20 protein-coding genes, 1 tRNA gene and 2 pseudogenes are annotated in these 19,565 nt (G+C 65.7%); 9 read left to right on the top strand and 14 right to left on the bottom strand.

Annotated features, from left to right (window positions below; all coding sequences use genetic code 11):
• The first annotated feature begins 65 nt into the window (after positions 1-65).
• From shn_RS00685 to shn_RS36245, 5 genes are all read left to right on the top strand, one after another.
• Positions 66-275, top strand: a complete 210-nt coding sequence (locus tag shn_RS00685) for a cold-shock protein (RefSeq protein ID WP_064328721.1) — start codon at positions 66-68, stop codon at positions 273-275.
• Positions 276-390: 115 nt separating this feature from the next.
• Positions 391-678, top strand: coding sequence for a hypothetical protein (locus tag shn_RS00680; RefSeq protein WP_064328720.1), 288 nt, complete (start codon positions 391-393; stop codon positions 676-678).
• Between the two features lie 73 nt (positions 679-751).
• Complete coding sequence (gene rpsU / locus shn_RS00675; RefSeq protein WP_064332379.1) at positions 752-991, top strand: 30S ribosomal protein S21; 240 nt, start codon at positions 752-754, stop codon at positions 989-991.
• 77 nt (positions 992-1,068) lie between these two features.
• Positions 1,069-1,293, top strand: a complete 225-nt coding sequence (locus shn_RS00670; RefSeq protein ID WP_064328719.1) for a hypothetical protein — start codon at positions 1,069-1,071, stop codon at positions 1,291-1,293.
• 216 nt (positions 1,294-1,509) lie between these two features.
• Positions 1,510-1,686 carry a hypothetical protein gene (locus shn_RS36245; RefSeq protein ID WP_162853019.1) on the top strand — a complete coding sequence of 59 codons (177 nt, stop codon included), beginning with the start codon at positions 1,510-1,512 and terminating at the stop codon, positions 1,684-1,686.
• Between the two features lie 74 nt (positions 1,687-1,760).
• On the opposite strand, the gene shn_RS00665 is transcribed toward shn_RS36245, so the two are convergent.
• The 4 genes from shn_RS00665 to shn_RS00650 all read right to left on the bottom strand — a co-directional run bounded on the left by shn_RS00665 (position 1,761) and on the right by shn_RS00650 (position 5,754).
• On the bottom strand, positions 1,761-2,816 hold the full coding sequence (locus shn_RS00665) for a sensor histidine kinase (protein WP_064328718.1): 1,056 nt from the start codon (positions 2,814-2,816) through the stop codon (positions 1,761-1,763).
• The gene (locus shn_RS00660) at positions 2,817-3,263 is read right to left on the bottom strand and encodes a response regulator (protein WP_064328717.1); all 447 of its coding nucleotides are present in this window, start codon (positions 3,261-3,263) and stop codon (positions 2,817-2,819) included.
• The gene (locus shn_RS00655) at positions 3,260-4,756 is read right to left on the bottom strand and encodes an ATP-binding protein (RefSeq protein ID WP_064328716.1); all 1,497 of its coding nucleotides are present in this window, start codon (positions 4,754-4,756) and stop codon (positions 3,260-3,262) included. Before shn_RS00655 ends, shn_RS00660 begins: the two co-directional genes overlap by 4 nt.
• 116 nt (positions 4,757-4,872) lie before the next feature.
• Positions 4,873-5,754 carry a DMT family transporter gene (locus tag shn_RS00650; protein WP_064328715.1) on the bottom strand — a complete coding sequence of 294 codons (882 nt, stop codon included), beginning with the start codon at positions 5,752-5,754 and terminating at the stop codon, positions 4,873-4,875.
• A 188-nt stretch (positions 5,755-5,942) separates the two neighbouring features.
• On the opposite strand from shn_RS00650, the gene shn_RS00645 reads away from it, so the two are divergent.
• Positions 5,943-6,848, top strand: coding sequence for a DMT family transporter (locus tag shn_RS00645; RefSeq protein ID WP_064328714.1), 906 nt, complete (start codon positions 5,943-5,945; stop codon positions 6,846-6,848).
• A gap of 94 nt (positions 6,849-6,942) precedes the next feature.
• Positions 6,943-7,604, top strand: a pseudogene (locus shn_RS00640) (helix-turn-helix transcriptional regulator).
• Positions 7,605-7,611: 7 nt separating this feature from the next.
• On the opposite strand, the gene shn_RS00635 reads toward shn_RS00640, so the two are convergent.
• Positions 7,612-8,493, bottom strand: coding sequence for a transporter substrate-binding domain-containing protein (locus shn_RS00635; RefSeq protein WP_064328713.1), 882 nt, complete (start codon positions 8,491-8,493; stop codon positions 7,612-7,614).
• Positions 8,494-8,549: 56 nt separating this feature from the next.
• Here shn_RS00635 and shn_RS00630 point away from each other — a divergent pair, with 56 nt between their 5' ends.
• The gene (locus shn_RS00630; protein ID WP_064332378.1) at positions 8,550-10,484 is read left to right on the top strand and encodes a glycosyltransferase family 2 protein; all 1,935 of its coding nucleotides are present in this window, start codon (positions 8,550-8,552) and stop codon (positions 10,482-10,484) included.
• A gap of 166 nt (positions 10,485-10,650) precedes the next feature.
• Here shn_RS00630 and shn_RS00625 read toward each other — a convergent pair whose 3' ends face one another.
• The 7 genes from shn_RS00625 to shn_RS37565 form a co-directional block, all read right to left on the bottom strand.
• Positions 10,651-12,672, bottom strand: coding sequence for a beta-galactosidase (locus shn_RS00625; RefSeq protein WP_064328712.1), 2,022 nt, complete (start codon positions 12,670-12,672; stop codon positions 10,651-10,653).
• Between the two features lie 104 nt (positions 12,673-12,776).
• A complete protein-coding gene (locus shn_RS00620) occupies positions 12,777-13,454 on the bottom strand; it encodes an SDR family oxidoreductase (RefSeq protein ID WP_064328711.1) in 678 nt (225 codons plus the stop codon).
• Positions 13,435-15,090 carry an amino acid ABC transporter permease gene (locus shn_RS00615; protein WP_064332377.1) on the bottom strand — a complete coding sequence of 552 codons (1,656 nt, stop codon included), beginning with the start codon at positions 15,088-15,090 and terminating at the stop codon, positions 13,435-13,437. The genes shn_RS00620 and shn_RS00615 overlap by 20 nt, the downstream gene beginning before the upstream one ends.
• A 60-nt stretch (positions 15,091-15,150) precedes the next feature.
• On the bottom strand, positions 15,151-15,897 hold the full coding sequence (locus tag shn_RS00610) for a transporter substrate-binding domain-containing protein (protein ID WP_064332376.1): 747 nt from the start codon (positions 15,895-15,897) through the stop codon (positions 15,151-15,153).
• A 348-nt stretch (positions 15,898-16,245) separates the two neighbouring features.
• Positions 16,246-16,319: transfer RNA gene (locus tag shn_RS00605), tRNA-Gly, on the bottom strand.
• A 243-nt stretch (positions 16,320-16,562) separates the two neighbouring features.
• Positions 16,563-17,594, bottom strand: a complete 1,032-nt coding sequence (locus tag shn_RS00600) for a LacI family DNA-binding transcriptional regulator (RefSeq protein WP_064328710.1) — start codon at positions 17,592-17,594, stop codon at positions 16,563-16,565.
• A gap of 14 nt (positions 17,595-17,608) precedes the next feature.
• Complete coding sequence (locus tag shn_RS37565) at positions 17,609-17,935, bottom strand: trehalase family glycosidase (RefSeq protein WP_064328709.1); 327 nt, start codon at positions 17,933-17,935, stop codon at positions 17,609-17,611.
• On the opposite strand from shn_RS37565, the gene shn_RS36240 reads away from it, so the two are divergent.
• The gene (locus tag shn_RS36240; RefSeq protein WP_168168883.1) at positions 17,901-18,038 is read left to right on the top strand and encodes a hypothetical protein; all 138 of its coding nucleotides are present in this window, start codon (positions 17,901-17,903) and stop codon (positions 18,036-18,038) included. The two genes, shn_RS37565 and shn_RS36240, sit on opposite strands and share 35 nt — an antisense overlap.
• 5 nt (positions 18,039-18,043) lie before the next feature.
• Here the strand turns inward: shn_RS36240 and shn_RS00590 are convergent.
• Together shn_RS00590 and shn_RS00585 are read right to left on the bottom strand one after the other, a co-directional pair.
• Positions 18,044-18,226 (bottom strand): annotated as a pseudogene (locus shn_RS00590) (ATP-binding cassette domain-containing protein); the annotation flags it as partial.
• Positions 18,227-18,413: 187 nt separating this feature from the next.
• Positions 18,414-19,523: a 2'-deoxycytidine 5'-triphosphate deaminase gene (locus shn_RS00585; RefSeq protein ID WP_145925839.1), complete on the bottom strand. Its 1,110-nt coding sequence runs from the start codon at positions 19,521-19,523 to the stop codon at positions 18,414-18,416.
• Positions 19,524-19,565 lie beyond the last annotated feature (42 nt).

Below are 19,565 nucleotides of genomic sequence, written 5' to 3'. Positions count from 1 at the left end.
TTTCAAGATCGATCAAAACGGACAAGATATCGTCCGATTACACTAGCGATGGAAAGGATATCGTTATGAATTCAGGTACCGTAAAGTGGTTCAACAGCACCAAGGGTTTCGGTTTCATTCAGCCTGACGATGGCGCGACGGATGTGTTCGTTCACATCTCCGCCGTTGAGCGCTCGGGCCTCGGCTCGCTCGCCGAAGGCCAGAAGGTCAGCTACGAGATCGTCCGCGACCGCAAGTCCGGCAAGAGCTCGGCCGACAACCTTCGCGCCGTTTAAGATTGTCATTCCGCCCGCCGACCACGGATGTACTGGCGGCAGAGCGTTTGAGTGACGGGAAGAGGTCGGGGTCACACCCGGCCTTTTTGTTTCCATAGCCCCGAAGGAGAAGGTCATGAGCCGGAAAACTCATGCCGTCGGCGATCGCGTCGTTCTGAAGGCCGGCCTGACCCGTACGGCGACGGGCGAGCGGACATGCCGGATCGTCAGCGTTCTGCCGGCCGACCATGGAGAAGCCCAGTATCGGGTGCAGCTCGACAACGAGAATTTCGAGCGGCGCATCGTCCATAGCGACATCGATGCCGATGAAACCGCCGCCCCTGCGTCGCGCAAGACGACGACAGCCGCCGCCGGCAAGGGCGGTCCCTGGCTGAAGCCGTCGAGCATTCGCATCGGAAAGTGACGCGGCCGCTCCGGAGGCGAGCGGCGGCATATCGACCCCAATGCGGCGCAAGCCGCGAGAGAAAGGACATATCGTGCAGGTTCTCGTCAGAGACAACAATGTCGACCAGGCGCTTCGTGTGCTGAAGAAGAAGATGCAGCGCGAAGGCCTCTTTCGCGAAATGAAGGCGCGCAGCGCCTATGAGAAGCCGTCCGAAAAACGGGTCCGCGAGAAGGCCGAAGCGGTTCGCCGCCAACGCAAGCTCGCCCGCAAGAAATTGCAGCGCGAAGGCCTGCTGCCCGCGCCCAAGCGTGCGGCGCGTCCCGCCCGCTGACCATCCATCAGCGCGCCGGGTGACGCAGTCCGCCGCCCGGCCCGTCCTGTCGGACCTCACTCCAGAAAGGAGACGTCATGACCGCGACCAAGGAAAAATTCTTCAACCCCGTCAAACTTTCTGCGCAGGACAAGGCGGCTGCGACCGACCAGACGGCCCGCACCATCATCGCTGCCGAAGCGACCGAGCGGGAAAAGAAGACCGCCCGGCTGCGCGCCCTGCGCCTGCAGCAGGAGCCCGTCCAGGCAGAGCCCAAGCCGGCCCGCAAATCCCGCAAGCGCGCAGCCTCCGCAACCCTCTGAGCCGGCCGCCGACCTTTGGCGTGCTTCGCCGCGATGCGGGACGCAAAACCGCGTCGCCCTTTTTCTGGAATTGCGTTCGAAGTCAGCCGCGCAGCATCGTCCCGGGCGATGCGGCATTTTTCCTGTTTCCTGCGGAACAGCGGCGGGCGCGGCGATGTGAGACCTTCTGATCACCGGATGAGAGAGGCTCATCCTCAACCGATCAGGAGAGACCCCATGCGCAAGATCATCGTTTCCGCCGCCATCGCCGCCGTTGCCGCCATCTCCTTCGCCGCCCCCTCGCAGGCCGGCTATTACAGCTACGGCTACAAGCCGCACTGCTTCATCAAGAAGGTGAAGTCCTACGACTACTACGGCAACGTGATCATCAAGAAGATCAAGGTCTGCAAGTAAGCGCCTTTCCCGCTGACCTCCCCGAAGGCCCGGATGTCCCTGCATCCGGGTCCTTTGTCGTGCGATACTCCGCCCTATGCCTGCCGTGCGGCATCGGCCATGCGCACCAGCAGTTCCGCGCGCGTGCCGACGGTGCGGCTGGCATAGGCGAGCCTGGCACCGAGGCTCGTGGCCATGGCGCCGATGATCTTGGAGCCGAGGCCGGTGCCGCGCACCGGGCCATCGCCGCGCCAGCCGATGCCGTCGTCCTCGACGAAGAGCAGCGCGGTCTCCGGGTCCAGGCGGGTGAAGCCGACACGCACCTCGCCGCCGATCTCGCCATAGGCATATTTGAAGGCATTGGTGACGAGTTCCGTGACGATGACGCCGAGCGAGACGGCCCGGTCGGTCGGCACATGCAGCGGTTCCAGCATGCGGTTGAGCCGCACGTTGCAGCCCTGGCCCTTCATCGACGTGTCGAGTTCGGAAAGCAGCGTCGAGAGATAGGCGCCCATATCGACATGGCGCACGTCTTCCGATGTGTAGAGCCGGCGGTGGATGCCCGCGATGGCGGTGATGCGGGCCTGCGTCTCCGACAAGGCCTCCTTCACCGCCTCGTCGGACGCGCTCGACATCTGGAGGCGGATGAGGGCGGCGGCGAGCGCCAGCGAATTGCCGACACGATGGTTCACCTCGGCCAGAAGCACCTCGGCCCGCTCCTTGGCGGCGCGGATCTCCTGCTCGGCGCGGAGCTTCGCACGCTTCAGCTCGGCATTTTCCAGCGCCTGACCGAGCGCATTGGCCAAAAGCGGCATGAAGTCGTCGCCGACCGACTTGATGACATAATCCGCCGCGCCCGCCTTCAGCGCCTCGACGGCGACCTGGGCGTCGTTGGAGCCCGTCACATAGACGACCGGCACGGCACCCGGCGCATCGACGAGCTCCTTCAGGAAGGCAAGGCCGGTGCCGGATTTCAGGAAGTGGTCGAGCACGACGGCATCGAAACCACCGTCCTGGAAAAGCGCACGGCCATGCTCCACGTCCTCGGCATGCAGCACCTCGTAACCGAGACGGCCGAGCGCGCGCTCGGCGAGCCGCGCGAGGATCGGATCATCGTCGATATAGAGGATGCGGACGGCGCCTTCCTTCATTTACTGCGTCTCGGGGATCTGGATCACGGAGAAGAACAGGCCGAGCTGGCGGATCGCATGGGCGAAGCTCTCGTATTCCACCGGCTTGGTGATGTAGACATTGGCGCCGAGATCGTAGCAGCGCTGGATTTCCCGCTCGTCGTCCGTCGTCGTCAGGATGACGACCGGCAGGCGCCTGGTGTGGGCATTGGTCTTGATCCGCTGGAGGATATCGATGCCGGACATGTCCGGCAGGTTGAGGTCGAGCAGGATCAGCAGGAACTTGCCGGCGCTCGCAAGGCCGGAGCGGTCCTTGCCCAGCACGAAATCGAGCGCATCGGTGCCGTTGGTGAAGGGCACGACCTCATTGTGCACGCCGGCGCGGCGGATGTTCTTCTCGATGAGGCGCGCATGGCCCTCATCATCCTCGATCATGACGATGGTGACTTCCTTACCCAGTCCGTTCATGCCTGCATACTCCTGACAACTTTGCTGAGGTCGGGCGGAAGACGAAGCACGAAGGTCGTCCCCTGCCCGAGTTCGGATCGGACGACGATATCACCGCCAAGATTGCGCATCAGTGAACGCACATGCGCAAGGCCGATGCCCTCGCCGGGCTTGTCCTGGGTGCCCGAGCGACGGAACAGCTCGAAGACCCGCTCGTGGTCTTCGGGCGCGATGCCGCGGCCATTGTCGGTGAACTCGATGACGAAACCGGCGCGGCCGCCATTCTTCGCGGTGACGGAGATGCGCAGCGGCCGGCCGGGCACCTGGTATTTGATCGCATTGTCGAAGAGGTTGCCGAAAACCTGCTCCAGCGACAGCCGGTCGGAAATGACGGTCGGCAGCTTGTCGTCGATGGTGACCTCGCCGTCGGATTCGCCGACCTGGTGACCCACGGCCGCCGCGCCCGTCTCGACGAGCGCCTTGATGTCCACGCGCTCGATCCTGAGCTCCCGCCGCCCGTCACGCGAAATCTTCAGGATGGCGTTGATGAGGCCGTCCATCTTCTTGGTGGAGGAGCGGATGAAGCCGATCGCCTCGGGCAGGTCCTCTGAGGCCGCGCGGCGCGCCTCGAGGATGTCGCCTTCGCTCGGCGCCTTGCCGTCGGCCAGCACGTAGCTCTGGATGGAGGCGAGCGAGGCCTGCAGTTCGCTGGTGAAGCCCATGATGTTGACGAGCGGCGCGCGCAGGTCGTGCGTCACGATATAAGCGAAGCGCTGCACCTCCTGGTTGGCGCGGATCAGCTCCTCCGTGCGCTCGTCCACCCGCTTTTCCAGCGTGGCGTTCAGCATCTCGACCTCGCGGCGGGCAGCGAGGATATCGCGGGTATACTGCATGACGACGACGGCCGCGCCGCCGAGCACGCCGATGATGGCGATGGCGCCGATCACCGTCGTCCATTGCAGCGCGCCGGCGGACCGGAGCGTATCGACGACGCTCTCCTCCAGACGCCGGTCCGCATCGTTCATGATGGAGCCGATTTCGACGCGGAGCTGGTCCATGAGGACGCGGCCGCGATCGGTCTTGATCTCCTCGATCGCCTCCGCCTGGCGGCCCTGTTCCATGAGATCGACGGTTGCGGCAAGCTCCGCCAGCTTCTGCTCGACGAGCTCGCCGACCCGCCTGGCCCGCCCGGCATATTCGGGCAGGCGCATCGTCTTCTCGAGGAAGACCTCCTCCTGCTCGGCGACGCCGCGCAGCGCGCTGTCATAGGGGGCCCGGAACGCGATATCCCCTGTTATGATGAAGCCGCGCTGGCCCGTTTCCGCGTCCTTCAGGATGGACAGGAGGTCGGCAGAGGCGCTGCGCGCTTCGCGCACCTCGATGAAGCCGGCGAAATAGCCCTGCACCTTGCTGACGAGCCAGAGCGACGTGCCGACGATGCCGAGCAACGCAAGCATGCCTGCTATCAACAGAATAACCGTCGAGCGCACGAAGGCGGCGTTCGAAATCGGCATCTAACCCCCCGGTTCAAGCCGTCCACAGGACGGCGACAATATCGTTGTCATGAACGCTTGCAACCAACCAGCGTGATGAAAACGGAATTCTTTTGGTTGTTTCGTCACTTAAGGGGTCAGATCCTGATACGGAAGCGCCCGGCGAAGCGTTCGCTCGCGATGATGACCATGCCGGCGGAAAAAATCAGCGTGGCGCCGACGAAGACATTCGAGCCGGGCACGTCGCTCCAGATGAGATAACCGAGCACGAAAGCCCAGACGAGCGAGGAATATTCGAAGGGGGCGAGCACGGAGACCGGTGCCCGGCGCATGCCCTCGAACATCGCGAACTGCCCGATGCCGGCAATCACCCCCGTTCCCGCCATCAGCGCCAGGTCGAGCAGCGCGACCGGCTGCCAGACGAAGGGCAGCGCGATGGCGGTGAAGAGCAGGAAGAAGCCGCTCGATATGGTCACCTGCACCTCGGTGCGCTCGTGCAGCGCCGTCTTGCGCAGGAGCACCGTCGCGATCGCCCAGAAGATGGCGGCCTGCAGGGCGAGACAGACCGGCAGCGAGAGCTGCAGGCCCTTGACCGCCACCCCGCAGGCGACGACCACGCCGACGAAACCGATCACCACCGCGAACCACCGGTATCCCGGCACCTTCTCGCCGAGGATCGGCACGGAGAGGATCGTCATGACGACCGGCGAGGCGTAGTAGAGCGTCGTCAGCTCGGCAAGGCCGAGGTCGCGCGCGGCGGTGTAGTAGGACAGCCAGGCGGCGAGCAGCAGCAGGTTGCGCAGGAAAAGCGGCTTCATCACCGGAGAGCGGCGCGCGCTTTGCAGGAGCGGGCGCCCGCCGAAGGCCAGACAGAGCAGAAAGATCGTCAGGCTGCGCACGAACAGGATCTGCCAGACCGGCAGGGCCGCGACGAGCCATTTGACGGTCGCATCCTGCAAGGAGAACATGAAATAGGCGAAGGACGTCAGCAGAATGCCGGAAGAGACGGTCTTTTGCACGGAGTGAGCCTCGAAGGCGCGGAAGCGCCGCGCCCCGCCTTGATAGCGCGCCGATCGATACGGCGAAAGAGGCTGAAAATCACGGGGGGAGGAAATTTTTCCCACCGCCGTGAACCTTGCCGCGAAAAGTCCGTTTCGCCTGCAAGTTTCGGCGTGCAAGCGGGGCCGCACAGGTATATGCGCGAGCCATGGATTCCAAACGCACCGGCTATCTCTTCACCCTGCTTGCCATCCTGATCTTCAGCCTGCAGGACGCGATCTCGAAACATCTCGGCAGCCTCTATCCGCCGGTCTTTATCGCCATGCTGCGCTTCTGGGCCTTCGGCGCCTTCGCGATCGCGCTGGGCGCCCGCAGCCCGGGCGGCCTGAAGGTGGCGGCGGCGACGAAACGGCCGGCGCTGCAGATCCTGCGCGGCGTGCTCCTCGCCTGCCAGATCGTCGTCACCATCACCGCCTTCACCACGGTCGGCCTTGCCCATTCGCAGGCGATCCTGGCATCGGGACCGATCTTCGTCGCGCTCCTGTCGATGCCGCTGCTCGGCGAACGGGTCGGCTGGCGGCGCTGGACGGCGATCGGCGCCGGGCTCTGCGGCGTGCTGATCATCCTCAACCCGGGCGACGGCGGCTTCGACATGGGCGTCCTGCTGCCGCTGGTTTCCGCGCTCATGTTCGCGGTCTATGTGATCGCAACCCGCCTCGTCAGCCGGGACGACACGGCCTCGACGAGCTTCTTCTACATCGGCGTCGTCGGCGCAGCGGCGATTTCCCTCGTCGGCCCGTTCTTCTGGACGAACCTCACCGCGGGGGACTGGCTGTGGATGGGCCTGCTCTGCATCACCGGCATGTCGAGCCACTATTTCCTGATCCGCGCCTATGACCTGCTCGATGCCGCCGCCGTGCAGCCGCTCACCTATCTCCAGGTCGTGCTGGCGGCGATCATCGGCGTCAGCGTCTTCGGCGAAACGCTGAACCTCAACATGGTGCTCGGCTCGGCCATCGTCGTCGGCGCCGGCATCTTCACCGTCTGGCGCGAGAGCGTCGTCGCCCGGCGCCGGGCGGCGGAAAACCGGTCCGGAAAGAATACAGGAAAATAATCCTTTTTCCTTTACTCGCCCGCCATCCTTGGATATGCTTCCGATCACTCGGACCGGCCCTTGCCGGTCCGTTGCCTTGGCAGGGTTTTTCAGCATGTTCTCCCACGACCGGATCTGGGCAGCGATCGACGCCCTTGCCGAGCGCAACCGGCTCTCGCCGTCCGGCCTTGCCCGCCGCGCCGGGCTCGACCCGACATCCTTCAACAAGTCGAAGCGCCAGGGCGCCGATGGCCGCCAGCGCTGGCCCTCGACGGAATCGATCGCCAAGGTGCTCGACGCGACCGGCGCCTCGATCGACGAATTCTTCACGCTGGCCGACCCGGCGCGCGATGCCGCCCTGCCGCAGGGCGCCTTTCCCCGCAGACCGGCACCATTCCCCTGCTCGGCTTCGCACAGGCGGGCGCCGGCGGCTTCTTCGACGATGGCGGCTTTCCGGCCGGCCAGGGCTGGGACGTGGTTGAGTTTCCCGCCTCGCCGGATCGCAAGCCCGGCGTCTATGCGCTGGAGGTGCAGGGCGACAGCATGCTGCCGCTCTACCGCGACGGCGACGTCCTGATCGTCGAGCCGGGCGCGCAGGTGCGCCGCGGCGACCGCGTGGTCGTCAAGACCCGGGAGGGCGAGGTCATGGCCAAGGTGCTGCATCGCCAGACGCCGCGCACGATCGAGCTCGTCTCGCTTAATCCCGAGCATCCGAACCGCAATTTCGACATCGACGACGTCGACTGGATCGCCCGCATCATCTGGGCCAGCCAGTAGGGGCGCGTCAGCCGCCGTAGAGATTGACCGGGAAATAGCGCAGATAGATCTCCTGCAGGCGGCCGCTGCGCGAGAGCGCCAGCAGCGCATGGTCGATCGCGCCGGTTATCGTCGCGTCCTCCTTGCGGAACATGATGGTCAGCCCTTCGCCGAGGAACCGCTCCGACAGATAGGGGCCGTCGAACAGGCGGCAGCAGCCGGCCGATTCCAAGCCGCTCGTCCAGAAGGCGAGCTGCATGCCATCCCCGAAGGCTGCATCCACCTTGCCGTCCTTGAGGCTCGCCAGCAGGGCGGCGCGATCGGGAAAGGTCTGCACCTGCACGCGCGGGAAGAAGGCCTTCAGCATCGCCTCATGCGCGCTCGCCGCGACGACGCCGACCCGCTTGCCATCGAGCGCCGCCGCGGTCTCTCCGGCGGGCGGCGTCTTCTTCGCCACGGCGAAGCGGGCCGGCAGGCGCATGAAGGGGCGCGAGAAGAGGAAGCGCTTGCGCAGCTCCGCGGTGACGGCGACACCCGCGGCGACCGCCTCGCCATTGCCGTCGACCAGCGCCTTTTCCAGTTCCGGGAAGGTCACGGCCTGGATCTGGCATTTTTCCGTGAGCGCCAGCTCCCGGCAGATTTCCCGCACCAGATCGACATGGAAGCCGGCGAGCTTGCCGGTCTGGTCGATGAAGTTGAACGGCGGGAAATCCACCGTGGTCAGGAAGCGCAGCCGCACGATGCCGGACAGGTCCGGTCGCGCGATGCGCTCGCGCGTGTCGAACAGGATCGGCAGGTCGACCGACGCAGGCTCCTGCGCTGCCGCTTCCTGCGGCCGCACCGCCGCCAGCAACAGGCAAAAGGCGAGCAGCCCGTAAATTTTGAGGGGTGCAATTTTGATATGCCGCATTACAATCAACCTGGGGTTTAAAGGGGGCGTGGCCGCCTATGCGGCTGCGGGGCTGCATGCGACTGGCAGAATATCCCGACGACATCGGTTTCGCTACCGCAATCGGCATCCTGCCGGCGCCGCCGGCGCCAGCCCGCGACGACACCGTGCCGTCGCACCTGATGACGGAAGCCCGGCTCTTCCGGCGCCTCGGCCTGCCCAAGCCCCTCATCTCGACCATGCTGGTGCGCGCCAACCAGCACGGCACGTCACTGGAAACGGAGCTGCTGGCGAGCGGTTCGGTTTCGGAGCACATCTACTACGAGGCGCTGGCCGAAATCCTGAACATCCCCTTCCTCGACCGGCTGGATCCGGCGGAGGTCGAGGATATTCCCGGCGCCGATACCCAGCTTGTCGAGCCCACCGTGGTACGGCTGCGCCATTCCTCGCGCCCGCCGACGACGGCGATCGTGCCGAGTGCCGAGCGGCTCGCCTATCTTAGCGAACGGCTGGCGCATTCGCCCGTCCTGCGCACCATGATGGCGGCGACCACGCCTTCGGCCCTCCGGGCCGCGCTCTGGCAGGCCGGCCAGCAAAGGCGGCTGCGCGACACCGTCGACGATCTCCACGCCACCATGCCGGAGGCGAGCGCCCGCATCACGCTGCGCGGGCGGCAGGGTTTTTACACCGGCGTCGCCGTGACCCTTCTTCTTGTGCTGGCCGCCCTCGCCCCCATGCTGGCCACGCTGGCATTGCATATCGTGCTGAGCCTGCTCTTCCTCGGCACCTTCCTGATCCGCCTGGTCGCCCTCATCGCCAAATGGCGGCAGGAGTACCGGGCACTGGTGCCACCGCCACCGGCGCGACCGCGGCCGACCTATTCCATCTTCGTCGCGCTCTACCGGGAAGCGGCCGTCGTGCCGCAACTCATCGACACCCTGAACCGCATCGAATGGCCGGCCGCCCGCCTCGACATCAAGCTGATCTGCGAGGCGGACGACCAGGAAACGCTCGATGCGCTCGCCCTCACCCGCCTCGGCCGGCAATACGAGATCGTCGAGGTGCCGCCCGGCCAGCCGCGCACCAAGCCGAAGGCGCTCACCTATGCGCTCGGCGCGGCGCGCGGCGAATACCTCGTCATCTACGATGCCGAGGACCGGGTCGATCCCATGCAACTGGAGGAGGCCTGGCGGACCTTCGAAGCCGGGCCGCCGGATATCGCCTGCCTCCAGGCGCCGCTCGTCATCACCAATGCACGGGAAAGCTGGCTGAGCGCGCTGTTCGCGCTCGAATATGCCGGGCTCTTCCGCGTGCTGCTGCCGCGCCTTGCCGCCGCACGCCTGCCCATGCCGCTCGGCGGCACGTCCAACCATTTTCGCACGCACGTGCTCCAGCAGGCCGGCGGGTGGGATCCGTACAATGTCACGGAAGATGCCGATCTCGGGCTCCGGCTCTACAGGCTCGGCTATCGCTGCGGCACACTCACCCGGCCGACCTACGAGGAAGCGCCCGTGGGGCGGAATGCCTGGCTCGGCCAGCGCACGCGCTGGTTCAAGGGCTGGCTGCAGACCTGGCTGGTGCTGATGCGCCATCCCTCGCGCCTCGTTTCGGAGATGGGCCTCTGGCCGAGCCTCGTCTTCCAGGTGCTGATCGGCGGGCTCATCCTCTCCTCGCTCGCCCATCCGCTGATCGTCGCCTATCTCGGCCTCATCACCTGGTCGCTGTTCTTCCAGTCCGCCTTCATGGTCGGGCCGCTCGAATTCACCCTCTTTACCATCGACATCATCAACATCTTCGGGAGCTATGCGGTCTTCATCGCGCTCGGACGGGGCGGCATGACGGATGGCGAACAGGTGGCCGTGGGCAGGCACTGGATGATGACGCCGGTCTACTGGCTGCTGCTGTCGGTCGCCGCCTGGCGCGCCGTGGGGGAGCTGCGCCACAACCCCTTCTTCTGGAACAAGACGGCCCACCGGCCGGTGCAGCCGCAGACGGGAACGGAAGCCGGGTAATTTTTCCGCTCCCGCCAGCAACTTGCAACAAAGCCACCCCTCATACGGTCCTTCTCCCCAGGGAGGGACGGAGAGACCGGACGAGGGGGCGCCCCGGCTCGGCGGCCTGGAGCGTTTCGGCGCAATTGCGGACGCAAGACCGCTTCGCACTCCTGCCGGAATTGCTCTAGCGGCCGCCTTCCGTCCAGATCGCCACATCGACCGGCGCAAGCTGCCGGTCACCGACGAGGAAGGTCGCCTCCGGGCCTGCCGGCACGGCGGCGGGGGTATTGCCATAGTTGAAGGCGAAGTGCAGCCGGCCGCGGCGGGCGAGCCTGAGATCGCCGAGATCGGGCAGGCTCCTGACGCCGGCCCAGCCGAGCGTGTCGCCCATCAGCTTCGCCAGGAATTCGCCGCGCGGCAGCGTGCCGACATAGCGCGCGCGATCATTGCCGATGACCGCCGGGGAGCCGGGACGATGCTCGCCCTCGAAGGTGGCCAGCACCGTCTCGTTCGTGCGGATGAGCTCCCGCCAGCCGGTCACCGGGTGGCTCACATTGCCGTAGAGCACGGGCTCGCTGTGGTAGTCCGGCAGCGACTCGACGCGCGTCACGCGGAAATCGAGGAGATCGGCGAGCGGGCCGGGCGGCAGGTCGGCGGGGATGTGCATGTCGCGCGTCTTGCTGCCGCTGCGCGGGCCGAAAAGCACCTTGGCCTTCGACGCCTTCAGCCGGGCAAGGAAGGCGGCATCCGGGATGACGAGGTCGGGCGCCAGCACGAGGCTGTAGCCGGAGAGATCGGAATGCTGGCCGATGAAATCGACATCCACGCCAAGGCGCGCGACGGCGGAATACCAGTCGAGCGCGATGGACGAGGCGGCGTAGCCGCGCCCCTGCGGCAGGGCGCTGGTGGCGAAACGCGATTCGTAATCGAGCAGGATCGCGACGGCGGCCTTTTCCCGCACCTCGCCTTTCGGCAGCCGCATCATCTCCTCGGCAACCTGCGCCACTTCGAGATAGCCCTGGTCCACCTCGCTGTTCGGCAGCAGCAGCCCGGCATGGAACTGTTCCTGCGCGAAGGGCGCCTGGCGCCAACGGAAATAGGAGACCATGTCGACGCCATGCGCATAGGCGAGCCAGGTCCACAGCCGCACCATGCCGTCTGCCGGCGACTGGTTGTGCGCCGCCCAGTTGACCGGCCCCGGCTGCTGTTCCATCACCCAGACCCGGCCGCGGCCGATGGCGCGGTAGAGGTCGTGGTTGAACGCCGGCTGGTCCGGATCGCCGACGCGCAGATACCGCGCCTTCTCCTCCGCGCCGAGGCGACCGTTGATCAGCCCGCCCATCGGATAGACATCCCAGGAGGCGATATCGATATCCTCGCCGACCTTGTAGTGGTCGAAGTCGGTGTTCTGCGACATGAAATTGTGCGTGACCGGACGGCCCGGCGAATGCTGCCGGATAAGGTCCACCTGCGCCTTGTTGAAGGTCTTCACCTGGTCGGAGGAAAAGCGGAAATAGTCGACGAGATGGGTCGGCGTCGGCTCTTCCACGAGGTTGTTCGGCAGGTCCACCTCGTCGAACGTGTTGTAGTGCATGCTCCAGAAGGTCGTGCCCCAGGCACGGTTCATCGCCTCGACCGTGCCGTAGCGCGCGGCGAGCCATTGCCGGAAGGCCAGCTTCGCCTCGTCGGAATAGCTGTGGATCGTGTCGTGGTCGCCGTATTCGTTGTCCGTCTGCCAGGCATGCACGAAGGGGTTTTCGCCATAGCGGCGCACCATGGCTTCGGTGATGCGGGCCGCCTCCAGCCGGTAGCGGCGGCTGGAGAAACAATAGTGCCGGCGCGCGCCGAACTTGCGCACCACGCCGCGCGCATCGACCGGCAAGATATCCGGGTAGCGGTCGACCAGCCATTTCGGCGGGGCGGCGGTCGGCGTACCGAGGATGACCTTCAGGCCGGCGCAGCCGAGCACCTCGATCGCCTCGTCCAGCCATTCCCAATGGAAGACGCCGGCCTGCCGCTCGATCTGCGACCAGGAGAACTCGCCGATGCGCACCCAGGCAAGGCCCAGTTCCACCATGCGGCGGGCGTCCTCGTCCCATTTCTCCCGCGGCCACTGCTCCGGATAGTAGCAGACGCCAAGCTCCAGCATGCCGGCCTCCGGCCGGGCAGCGTCGAAGCGGTTCTGTTTGGTGAGCGGCTTGTGCACCAGTGTCGTCCTTCATTCTCCGCGGCGCCGGCCGGGCCGGTCCGCTTTCGTCACGATTGCAATATAAACGTTTATATCACTGTTCAAAATTCTGCTGGCTGCGGCTACCAGAGCACCGTCCGGCCGTCATAGGCCCTGAAGCTGCCGGTCTCGGCCATCGTCGCGCCGTCGATCAGCCGCTTCAACCCGAGGGCGCTTTCCGCCACCTCGACCGCCGCCTCCGCGCCGCCCATATCCGTCTTCACCCAGCCGGGATGCAGCGAGAGGACGGCGATGCCGTCGGAGCGGAAATCCTGTGCCAGCTTGACCGTCGCCATGTTCAGCGCCGCCTTGGAGCAGCGATAGGCATAGTCGCCGTCCTCGTCATCGATCGTACCTTCCGCAAGCGAGCCGGCGCGGCTGCCGATATTGGCGATCACCCGGCGCCTTCCGGCGAGGAGATTGGGCCTGAGCGCCCGGGCGACCAGCAGCGGGGCGAGCGCATTGATGCGCACGACCTCCAGAAAACCATGCGTTTCCAACGAGGCGAGGCCGCCGGTATCGCCGCGGATCGCGGCATTGTTGATGACGATATCGATCGGCACGCCCGCCAGATGGTCCCCGAGCGCGGCGATCGAGGCCGCGTCCGCCACATCGAGCGGTGGGGCATCACCTGCCCCCTGCCGCGTGCAGGCGATGACGCGAAAACCGACGGCCGCATAGAGGTCGGCCAGTGCCCGGCCGAGGCCCCGCCCGGCACCGGTGATCAGTACCGTTCCTGTCTCAGCGGTGCTTGGTGTCATACTTCTTCTCGATGAGGCTGATGAGGCTTGCCGCCGCCAGCGTCAGCAGGATGTAGAGGATCGCCGCCGAGTTATAGGGCGCGAACGGCAGGAAGCTCGCCGACTGGAATTCCCGCATGCGCTGAGTGATGTCGCGGATCGACAGGATCGACAGCAGCGAGGTGTCCTTCAGGATGGCGATCAGCTCGTTGCCGAGCGGCGGGATGACGATGCGGAAGGCCTGCGGCAGGATGACGAGCCGCGCCGTCTGCCATCGGTTGAGGCCGAGACTGCCCGCCGCCTCGATCTGCCCGGCCGGGATGGCGTTGATGCCCGAGCGGAAGATCTCCGCAAGATAGGCGGAATAGGCGATGGCCATGGCGACGATGCCGCGGATCAGGTTCGGCGGATCGAAGACGCCGGCCGTCGCATCCTTCAAGGCGCCGGAAAGCGGCAGGCCGACGTAGAGCACGATGACGAGCATCGGAATGCCGCGGATCGTATCGACGATGAATTCCGAGCCGATGGACAGCGGATGGCGGCGATGCAGGAAGCCGCCGAAGGTCAAGAGGCCCGCCACGATGGCGATGACGGCGAAGGTGATGCCGGCGGCGCGGTCGCGGTCGTTCAGCGCCTCGACCTGCCAGAGGCGCGGCCATTCGGCGGGCGCGGCGGCAGCGGGCAGCAACGCGCCGCTGACATCCTCTTGTCTGCCGATCGCCTCGATCGCCTGCTCGGGCGTGACGAAGGTGCGTACCGGCGTCTCGGTGGTCGGGCCACCCTCGTACTGGCCGAAGCGCACGGCGCCGATGAGGCCCGACGGGGTGCCGGTGATGATGCCCACCTTGCCCTCCAGCGTGCCGGCCAGCACGTAGTTGTCGCGCGGCTGCATCAGGAACCAGGCGGAGAGCGCGGCAAAGGCGAGGGTCATCGCCGCGAAGAAATAGAGGCTCCGGCGCGTATAGCGCAGCTTCAGGAGCCCCACCCAGACGAGGCCGAGCATGGCCGCGAGGATATAGGCGGCGATGGCCGCGCGGATGGTCGTGGCGAGGCCCGAGGCGAAGGCGAGGTGGGCGAAGAGCAAGACGAAGACGAGGCCGGCGCCATTGACGAGGCCGAGCAGCCAGGCGCCTGCCCGGCGCAGGCGGCTTTCCGCCGGAACCGGCGCGCGGCTGCCGGCGACGGTGAGGCCGAGACCCGCGACGAGCAGCACGGCATAGGCCGGCCAGAGCCAGGCCTCCACGCCGCGCACCATGAGATCGGCCGCATCCGTCAACTGGCGGGGCGTCGCCCCCTTGACGACGAGAGCGGACTTGAAGGGATCGACGCCGTTCGCGACGACCGAGGCGATGAAGGGATGGACGAGATCCCCCGCGAGAACGGCGGCCGTCGCCAGAAGCCCCGCAAGGCCCGCCGCCATCGTGAGGCGCGGTCGCACCACCTTGCGGCGCGACAGGACAAGCACCGCAAAACCGGCGGAAAAGGCGACCGTAAGCAGCAGGAAACCCGGCACGAAGGCGCCCGAGCCCAGCTCCACGCCCAGGATAGCGCGCAACGAGCGCTGGTAGTCCGCCGACGCGGCGAAAAGGTAGACGATGAAGGGCAACGCGGCGAGGATCACCAGATTGCTGGGCCTCACGCTTCTGACGAACGACATTTCGGCCTCCGGCATCACGACATGCCGGAAGCGCCCGCACGGTGCTTCCGGCAGAACCTCTTACTTGAGGCCCCAATATTTGGCGATGAGCTGGTCGAGCGTGCCGTCGTCCTTGATCGCCTTGAGGCCCTCGTTGAAGGCCGCGACATTCTCGTCGCCCTTGCGGAAGACGAGGCCGAGCGGATCGGATTCGAGGTCCTTGATGGAGGCGACGAGCTCGCCGGCAAATTCCCGTTCATAGGCGGCGGCATTGGCGCCGTTGATCACGACGCCGTCGACGTCCTTGTTCTTCAGCGCGATGATGGCGGCGCTGAAGCTGTCATAGGCGATGACGTTCTCCTTGCCGACGACGCCTTCGGCGACCTGCGCGTCCGTCGTGTTGGCCTGGGCGGAGAGCTTCCGGCCTTCGGCCTTGAATGTCTCCAGCGTGATGCCCTGGTCCTCGGCGCGCGTCAGCACCGCCTGGCTGTTGACGATATAGGGATCGGAGAAATCCATCGCCTTCTTGCGCTCGTCGGTGATCGAGACGCCCGAGGCCACGAGGTCGAAGCTGCCCTGGTCGAGCGCGGCGAAGATGCCGTCCCAGCCGGTCGTCACGAATTCGGCCTGGCAGTTGATCCTGGCGCAGATGGCATTGACCACGTCGACATCGAAGCCGACGATCTGGCCGCTCGCCGGGTCCACGCTTTCCATCGGCGGCGACGTGGTGTCGGAGCCGACCCTCAGGAGCTTGCCGCCGAGATCGGCCGCATGCGCGGCCCCCGCCGCGAAGACGGCAAGCGCAAGTGTTGCAACGAATTTTTTCATCTCTTCCTCCTCAACCGTCGGCGTCCGCCCCTTGCGGAAGGTGCTCGACAAATCCCCTGAACCGGCCATGCGCCCTTCTGCAGCACCTCCCGCCGCAGATGAACCTCGCCCCTGCTCCTTAAAATTGGTAACAAGGAATATAAACGTTTTCAAGATAAAATATAAACGTTTTTATTCCGCTTAACCAGCTCCGGAGGCGGGACCGTACCAATCCGGGAAAGCCGCCGGCGTGGCGGTTTCGAGCCGGATCGATCATCCAGAACCCGACAAGCCTAAGCCAGAACGGACTCTGAAAAGACCACAAGCAAATACCGGATGAATGTCGCGCAACACCCTGAAAAACCGGGCTGGAGCGGGTAGCGGGAATCGAACCCGCGCGTTCAGCTTGGGAAGCTGACAGGCTACCATTACATCATACCCGCACGGCAGCGCGACGGCGCAGTCATTCAACAGTTCGCCGGATGTGTCAAGCGAGGGCGCAGAGAAGCACCGGTCGGTCGGCCGATTTCATACCGCGCGGCGATGCCGGACTGCCGTCGCTCCGGCCGGCGGCGCCAGGGGCCGCAGCGACACCTTTGTCTTCGGCGATGTGGCCGGAGACGGAAAGGCGGACGCCTCCATCCGGTTCGATGCCATCCTCGCCGTCCGAAGGGCGGTTTTCTTCTCTAGCCCTTGCTCAGCCGGTCGTCCGAACGCTCGACCAGTTTCGGCATGATGAGGGTCTGCAGCGCTTCGGGCGCCTCGCCCTCCATGCAGCGCAGGATGTAGCTGCCCAGAAGCTCGCTCGGCTCGTGGATCGGCAGGAAATAGGTGGTGATCGGCGGGGCGAAATACTGGCTGACATTGAGGTCGTCGGTCGCGTTGATGACGGCATCGCGCCCGTGCACGAGGCCGCGGGCATGGAAGCCCGAGAAGGCGCCGAGCGCCGAGGCTTCGTTGGCGCAGATATAGGCGGTCGGCGGATCCGGCAGGTCCGACATGAGAAGCACGTTTTCACGGCCGAAGGCAGGGGTCAGACGGCCATGCGCGACGAGGGCCGGATCGAAGGCAAGGCCGGCCGTCTCCAGGGCGCGGCGGTAGGCATCAAGGCGCGTGATGGCATAGCTGAGCTCGGCCATCGGGTTGATGAGCGCGATGCGGCGGTGGCCGCGTTCGGCAAGGCGCGCCACCGAAAGGCGGATCATCTGCTCGTTGTCGGCATCGACATAGGCATGGGGGGCGTTGTGGATCGTCGTGCCGTAGGTGACGAAGGGAAAATCCGCCTCCTGCATGATGCGCACGCGCGGATCGTCGGCGCGGGTCCCCGAGACGATGATGCCGTCCGCCTTCTTCAGCGAGACGATCTGCCGGATGGTGGCAAGGCTTTCCTCGAAATTGCGTACGGCATAGAGCGAGACGCGGTAGGGGCTTTCCTCCAGCGCCCAGGAGATGCCGCTGAGGAGCTGGGCGTATTCGACGCCTTCCCATTCGTTCTGCTTGGGGCCGGGCGCCGTCATGATGGCGGCGACCTGGTAGGTCTTTCCGGTGCGAAGCTGCACGCCATGCATGTTGAGCTGGTAGCCGACGCGCTCGGCGGCGGCGACGACGATGGCGCGGGTTTCCGGGCGCACCTGCGGGCTGTCGTTCAGCGCCTTCGATACGGTGGCGATCGAAAGGCCCGTTTCCTGCGCGATGGTCTTGATCGTCGGTCTCTGCATCGCGTCTCGGCTCGCTACGGCTGGTCCTGACTGAGGGAGGCGGCGAGGAGCATGTAGGCGGCGGATGTCCAGGCGAAAGCCCGATCCCGCAAGCCCCTCCCCGACCGGGCATCGAAGTTCTCGGCCATACCGTTTTTGGAGGCAAGAGAACAGAACTTTTCCGCGATCGTCCTTGCAAGCTCCATTTCCCCCTGCCGGCGAAGACCATCCCAGAGGAGCAGCGTCGTCGGCGCCCAGATCGGCCCGCGCCAATAGCCATCATCCTCGTAGAACGGGCTTTGCGGGCTTTCCGTCGCCGGGACCCCATTGGGTGAGGAAGCCGCCGTCCGTGAGCCGGACAAGAAGTTTTTGCACCATGGCGCGCGGCGGGCGGTCACCCAGAAGGAGCGGCATGAACTGGATGAGGTTCCGGTCGGGCAGCACGCGCGCCGGATCGCCGGCTAGGCGGGGCGGATGGCGCCGCCGTCCAGTTCCTCCAGGCCGGCGATGGAGCGCAGCAGCGTGCTCTTGCCGCAGCCGGAGGGGCCGAGGAAACAGACGAATTCACCATCGGCGATACCGAGGTCGATGCCCTTCAGCACCTCCAGAGCGCCAAAACCCTTGCGGAGATTCTCGATGCGGATCGATGCCAACGACGTCCTCCCTGCCGGCGAAACGTCCGGGCTCCCCAGCTATTGTTAAACGTTTATATCATAATAAAAACGTTTAATTTCGTTTGTAAAGTAGAAAATGAAATGGGTAGGACGCCCTGCCGAATCTCATCGGCACGACAGAGGACCGGCCGCGATGCGGCCGGCGCAAGCCCTTGCGGAAGCGGTATTATCCGGCGCGGAAATGTTTCGACAGCTTCAGGCCCTGTGCCTGATAGTTGGAGCCGAGGCCGGAACCGTAGAGGCCTTCGGGTGCGTCGAGCATGTGCTCGTAGACGAGGCGGCCGACGATCTGGCCGTGCTCGAGGATGAAGGGCACCTCGTGGCTGCGCACCTCCAGCACGGCGCGGCTGCCGGAGCCGCCGGCCGGGGCATGGCCGAAGCCGGGATCGAAGAAGCCGGCATAGTGCACGCGGAATTCGCCGACGAGCGGGTCGAAGGGCGTCATCTCGGCGGCATAGAGCGGCGGGACGTGCACGGACTCGCGGGAGACGAGGATATAGAACTCGTCGGGATCGAGGATCAGCTCGTTGCGGCCGCGGCTGAACAGCGGCTCCCAGAAATCGAAGATGTCGTGCTGGTTCTTGCGGTCGACATCGACGACGGAGGTGTGGTGCTTGCCGCGATAGCCGATCAGCCCGTCCGGACCGGTGCCCTTGAGGTCGATGGAAAGCGCGATGCCGCCGCCGGAGACGTTCGGCGTCTCGCTGGCGACGAGCGTATCCGTGCCGTGGAGGGCAAGCAGTTCGCTTTCGCCGAGCAGGGCATTGCCCTTGCGGAAACGGATCTGCGACAGGCGCGAGCCGCGGCGCACGACGATCGGGAAGGTACGCGGCGAGATTTCGAGATAGAGCGGACCGGAATAGCCGGCGGGGATCTTGTCGAATTCCTGGGCGCGATCGGTGATGACGCGGGTGAAGATGTCGAGGCGGCCGGTGGAGCTCTTCGGGTTGGCCGACGCCGCCAGCTCCGCCGGCAGGTCCAGGCTTTCCATCAGCGGCACGATGTAGACGCAGCCCGTCTCCAGCACCGCACCGTCGGTAAGGTCGATGACGTGCAGTTGCAGGCGGTCGAGCTTGTCGGCGACGAGATGGGACGGCCCCGGAAGGAAACTCGCCCGCACGCGGAAGGCTTTTGCGCCGAGCCTCAGGTCGAGGCTCGCCGGCTGGATCTGGTCGTCGTCCAGCGCCGTCTCGCTCTTCAACCTGCCGCTATCGAACAAGCCGCGAATGGCGTTGTCCGCCAGAATGCCCGTGCTGCGCGTCGCAGAACCACCCATCGTCATACCGTCCCGTCAGAGCAGGGGCCGGATGGTCCGGCC

This window comes from Shinella sp. HZN7 (assembly GCF_001652565.1).
Taxonomy (GTDB): domain Bacteria; phylum Pseudomonadota; class Alphaproteobacteria; order Rhizobiales; family Rhizobiaceae; genus Shinella; species Shinella granuli.
The sequence above is the reverse complement of the archived record's forward strand: the minus strand, read 5'-3'. Positions and strand labels throughout refer to the sequence as shown.

Bases quoted from the DNA above. Each gene is read 5' to 3' on its own strand.
- shn_RS00635 (WP_064328713.1), bottom strand. From the start codon at position 8,493: ATGCGGCATATCAAAATTGCACCCCTCAAAATTTACGGGCTGCTCGCC.
- shn_RS00660 (WP_064328717.1), bottom strand. From the start codon at position 3,263: ATGAACGGACTGGGTAAGGAAGTCACCATCGTCATGATCGAGGATGAT.
- shn_RS00645 (WP_064328714.1), top strand. From the start codon at position 5,943: ATGGATTCCAAACGCACCGGCTATCTCTTCACCCTGCTTGCCATCCTG.
- shn_RS00655 (WP_064328716.1), bottom strand. From the start codon at position 4,756: ATGCCGATTTCGAACGCCGCCTTCGTGCGCTCGACGGTTATTCTGTTG.
- shn_RS36245 (WP_162853019.1), top strand. From the start codon at position 1,510: ATGCGCAAGATCATCGTTTCCGCCGCCATCGCCGCCGTTGCCGCCATC.
- shn_RS00620 (WP_064328711.1), bottom strand. From the start codon at position 13,454: ATGACACCAAGCACCGCTGAGACAGGAACGGTACTGATCACCGGTGCC.
- shn_RS00665 (WP_064328718.1), bottom strand. From the start codon at position 2,816: ATGAAGGAAGGCGCCGTCCGCATCCTCTATATCGACGATGATCCGATC.
- shn_RS00615 (WP_064332377.1), bottom strand. From the start codon at position 15,090: ATGTCGTTCGTCAGAAGCGTGAGGCCCAGCAATCTGGTGATCCTCGCC.
- shn_RS00610 (WP_064332376.1), bottom strand. From the start codon at position 15,897: ATGAAAAAATTCGTTGCAACACTTGCGCTTGCCGTCTTCGCGGCGGGG.
- shn_RS00630 (WP_064332378.1), top strand. From the start codon at position 8,550: ATGCGACTGGCAGAATATCCCGACGACATCGGTTTCGCTACCGCAATC.
- shn_RS00670 (WP_064328719.1), top strand. From the start codon at position 1,069: ATGACCGCGACCAAGGAAAAATTCTTCAACCCCGTCAAACTTTCTGCG.
- shn_RS00600 (WP_064328710.1), bottom strand. From the start codon at position 17,594: ATGCAGAGACCGACGATCAAGACCATCGCGCAGGAAACGGGCCTTTCG.
- shn_RS00685 (WP_064328721.1), top strand. From the start codon at position 66: ATGAATTCAGGTACCGTAAAGTGGTTCAACAGCACCAAGGGTTTCGGT.
- shn_RS00680 (WP_064328720.1), top strand. From the start codon at position 391: ATGAGCCGGAAAACTCATGCCGTCGGCGATCGCGTCGTTCTGAAGGCC.
- shn_RS00585 (WP_145925839.1), bottom strand. From the start codon at position 19,523: ATGGGTGGTTCTGCGACGCGCAGCACGGGCATTCTGGCGGACAACGCC.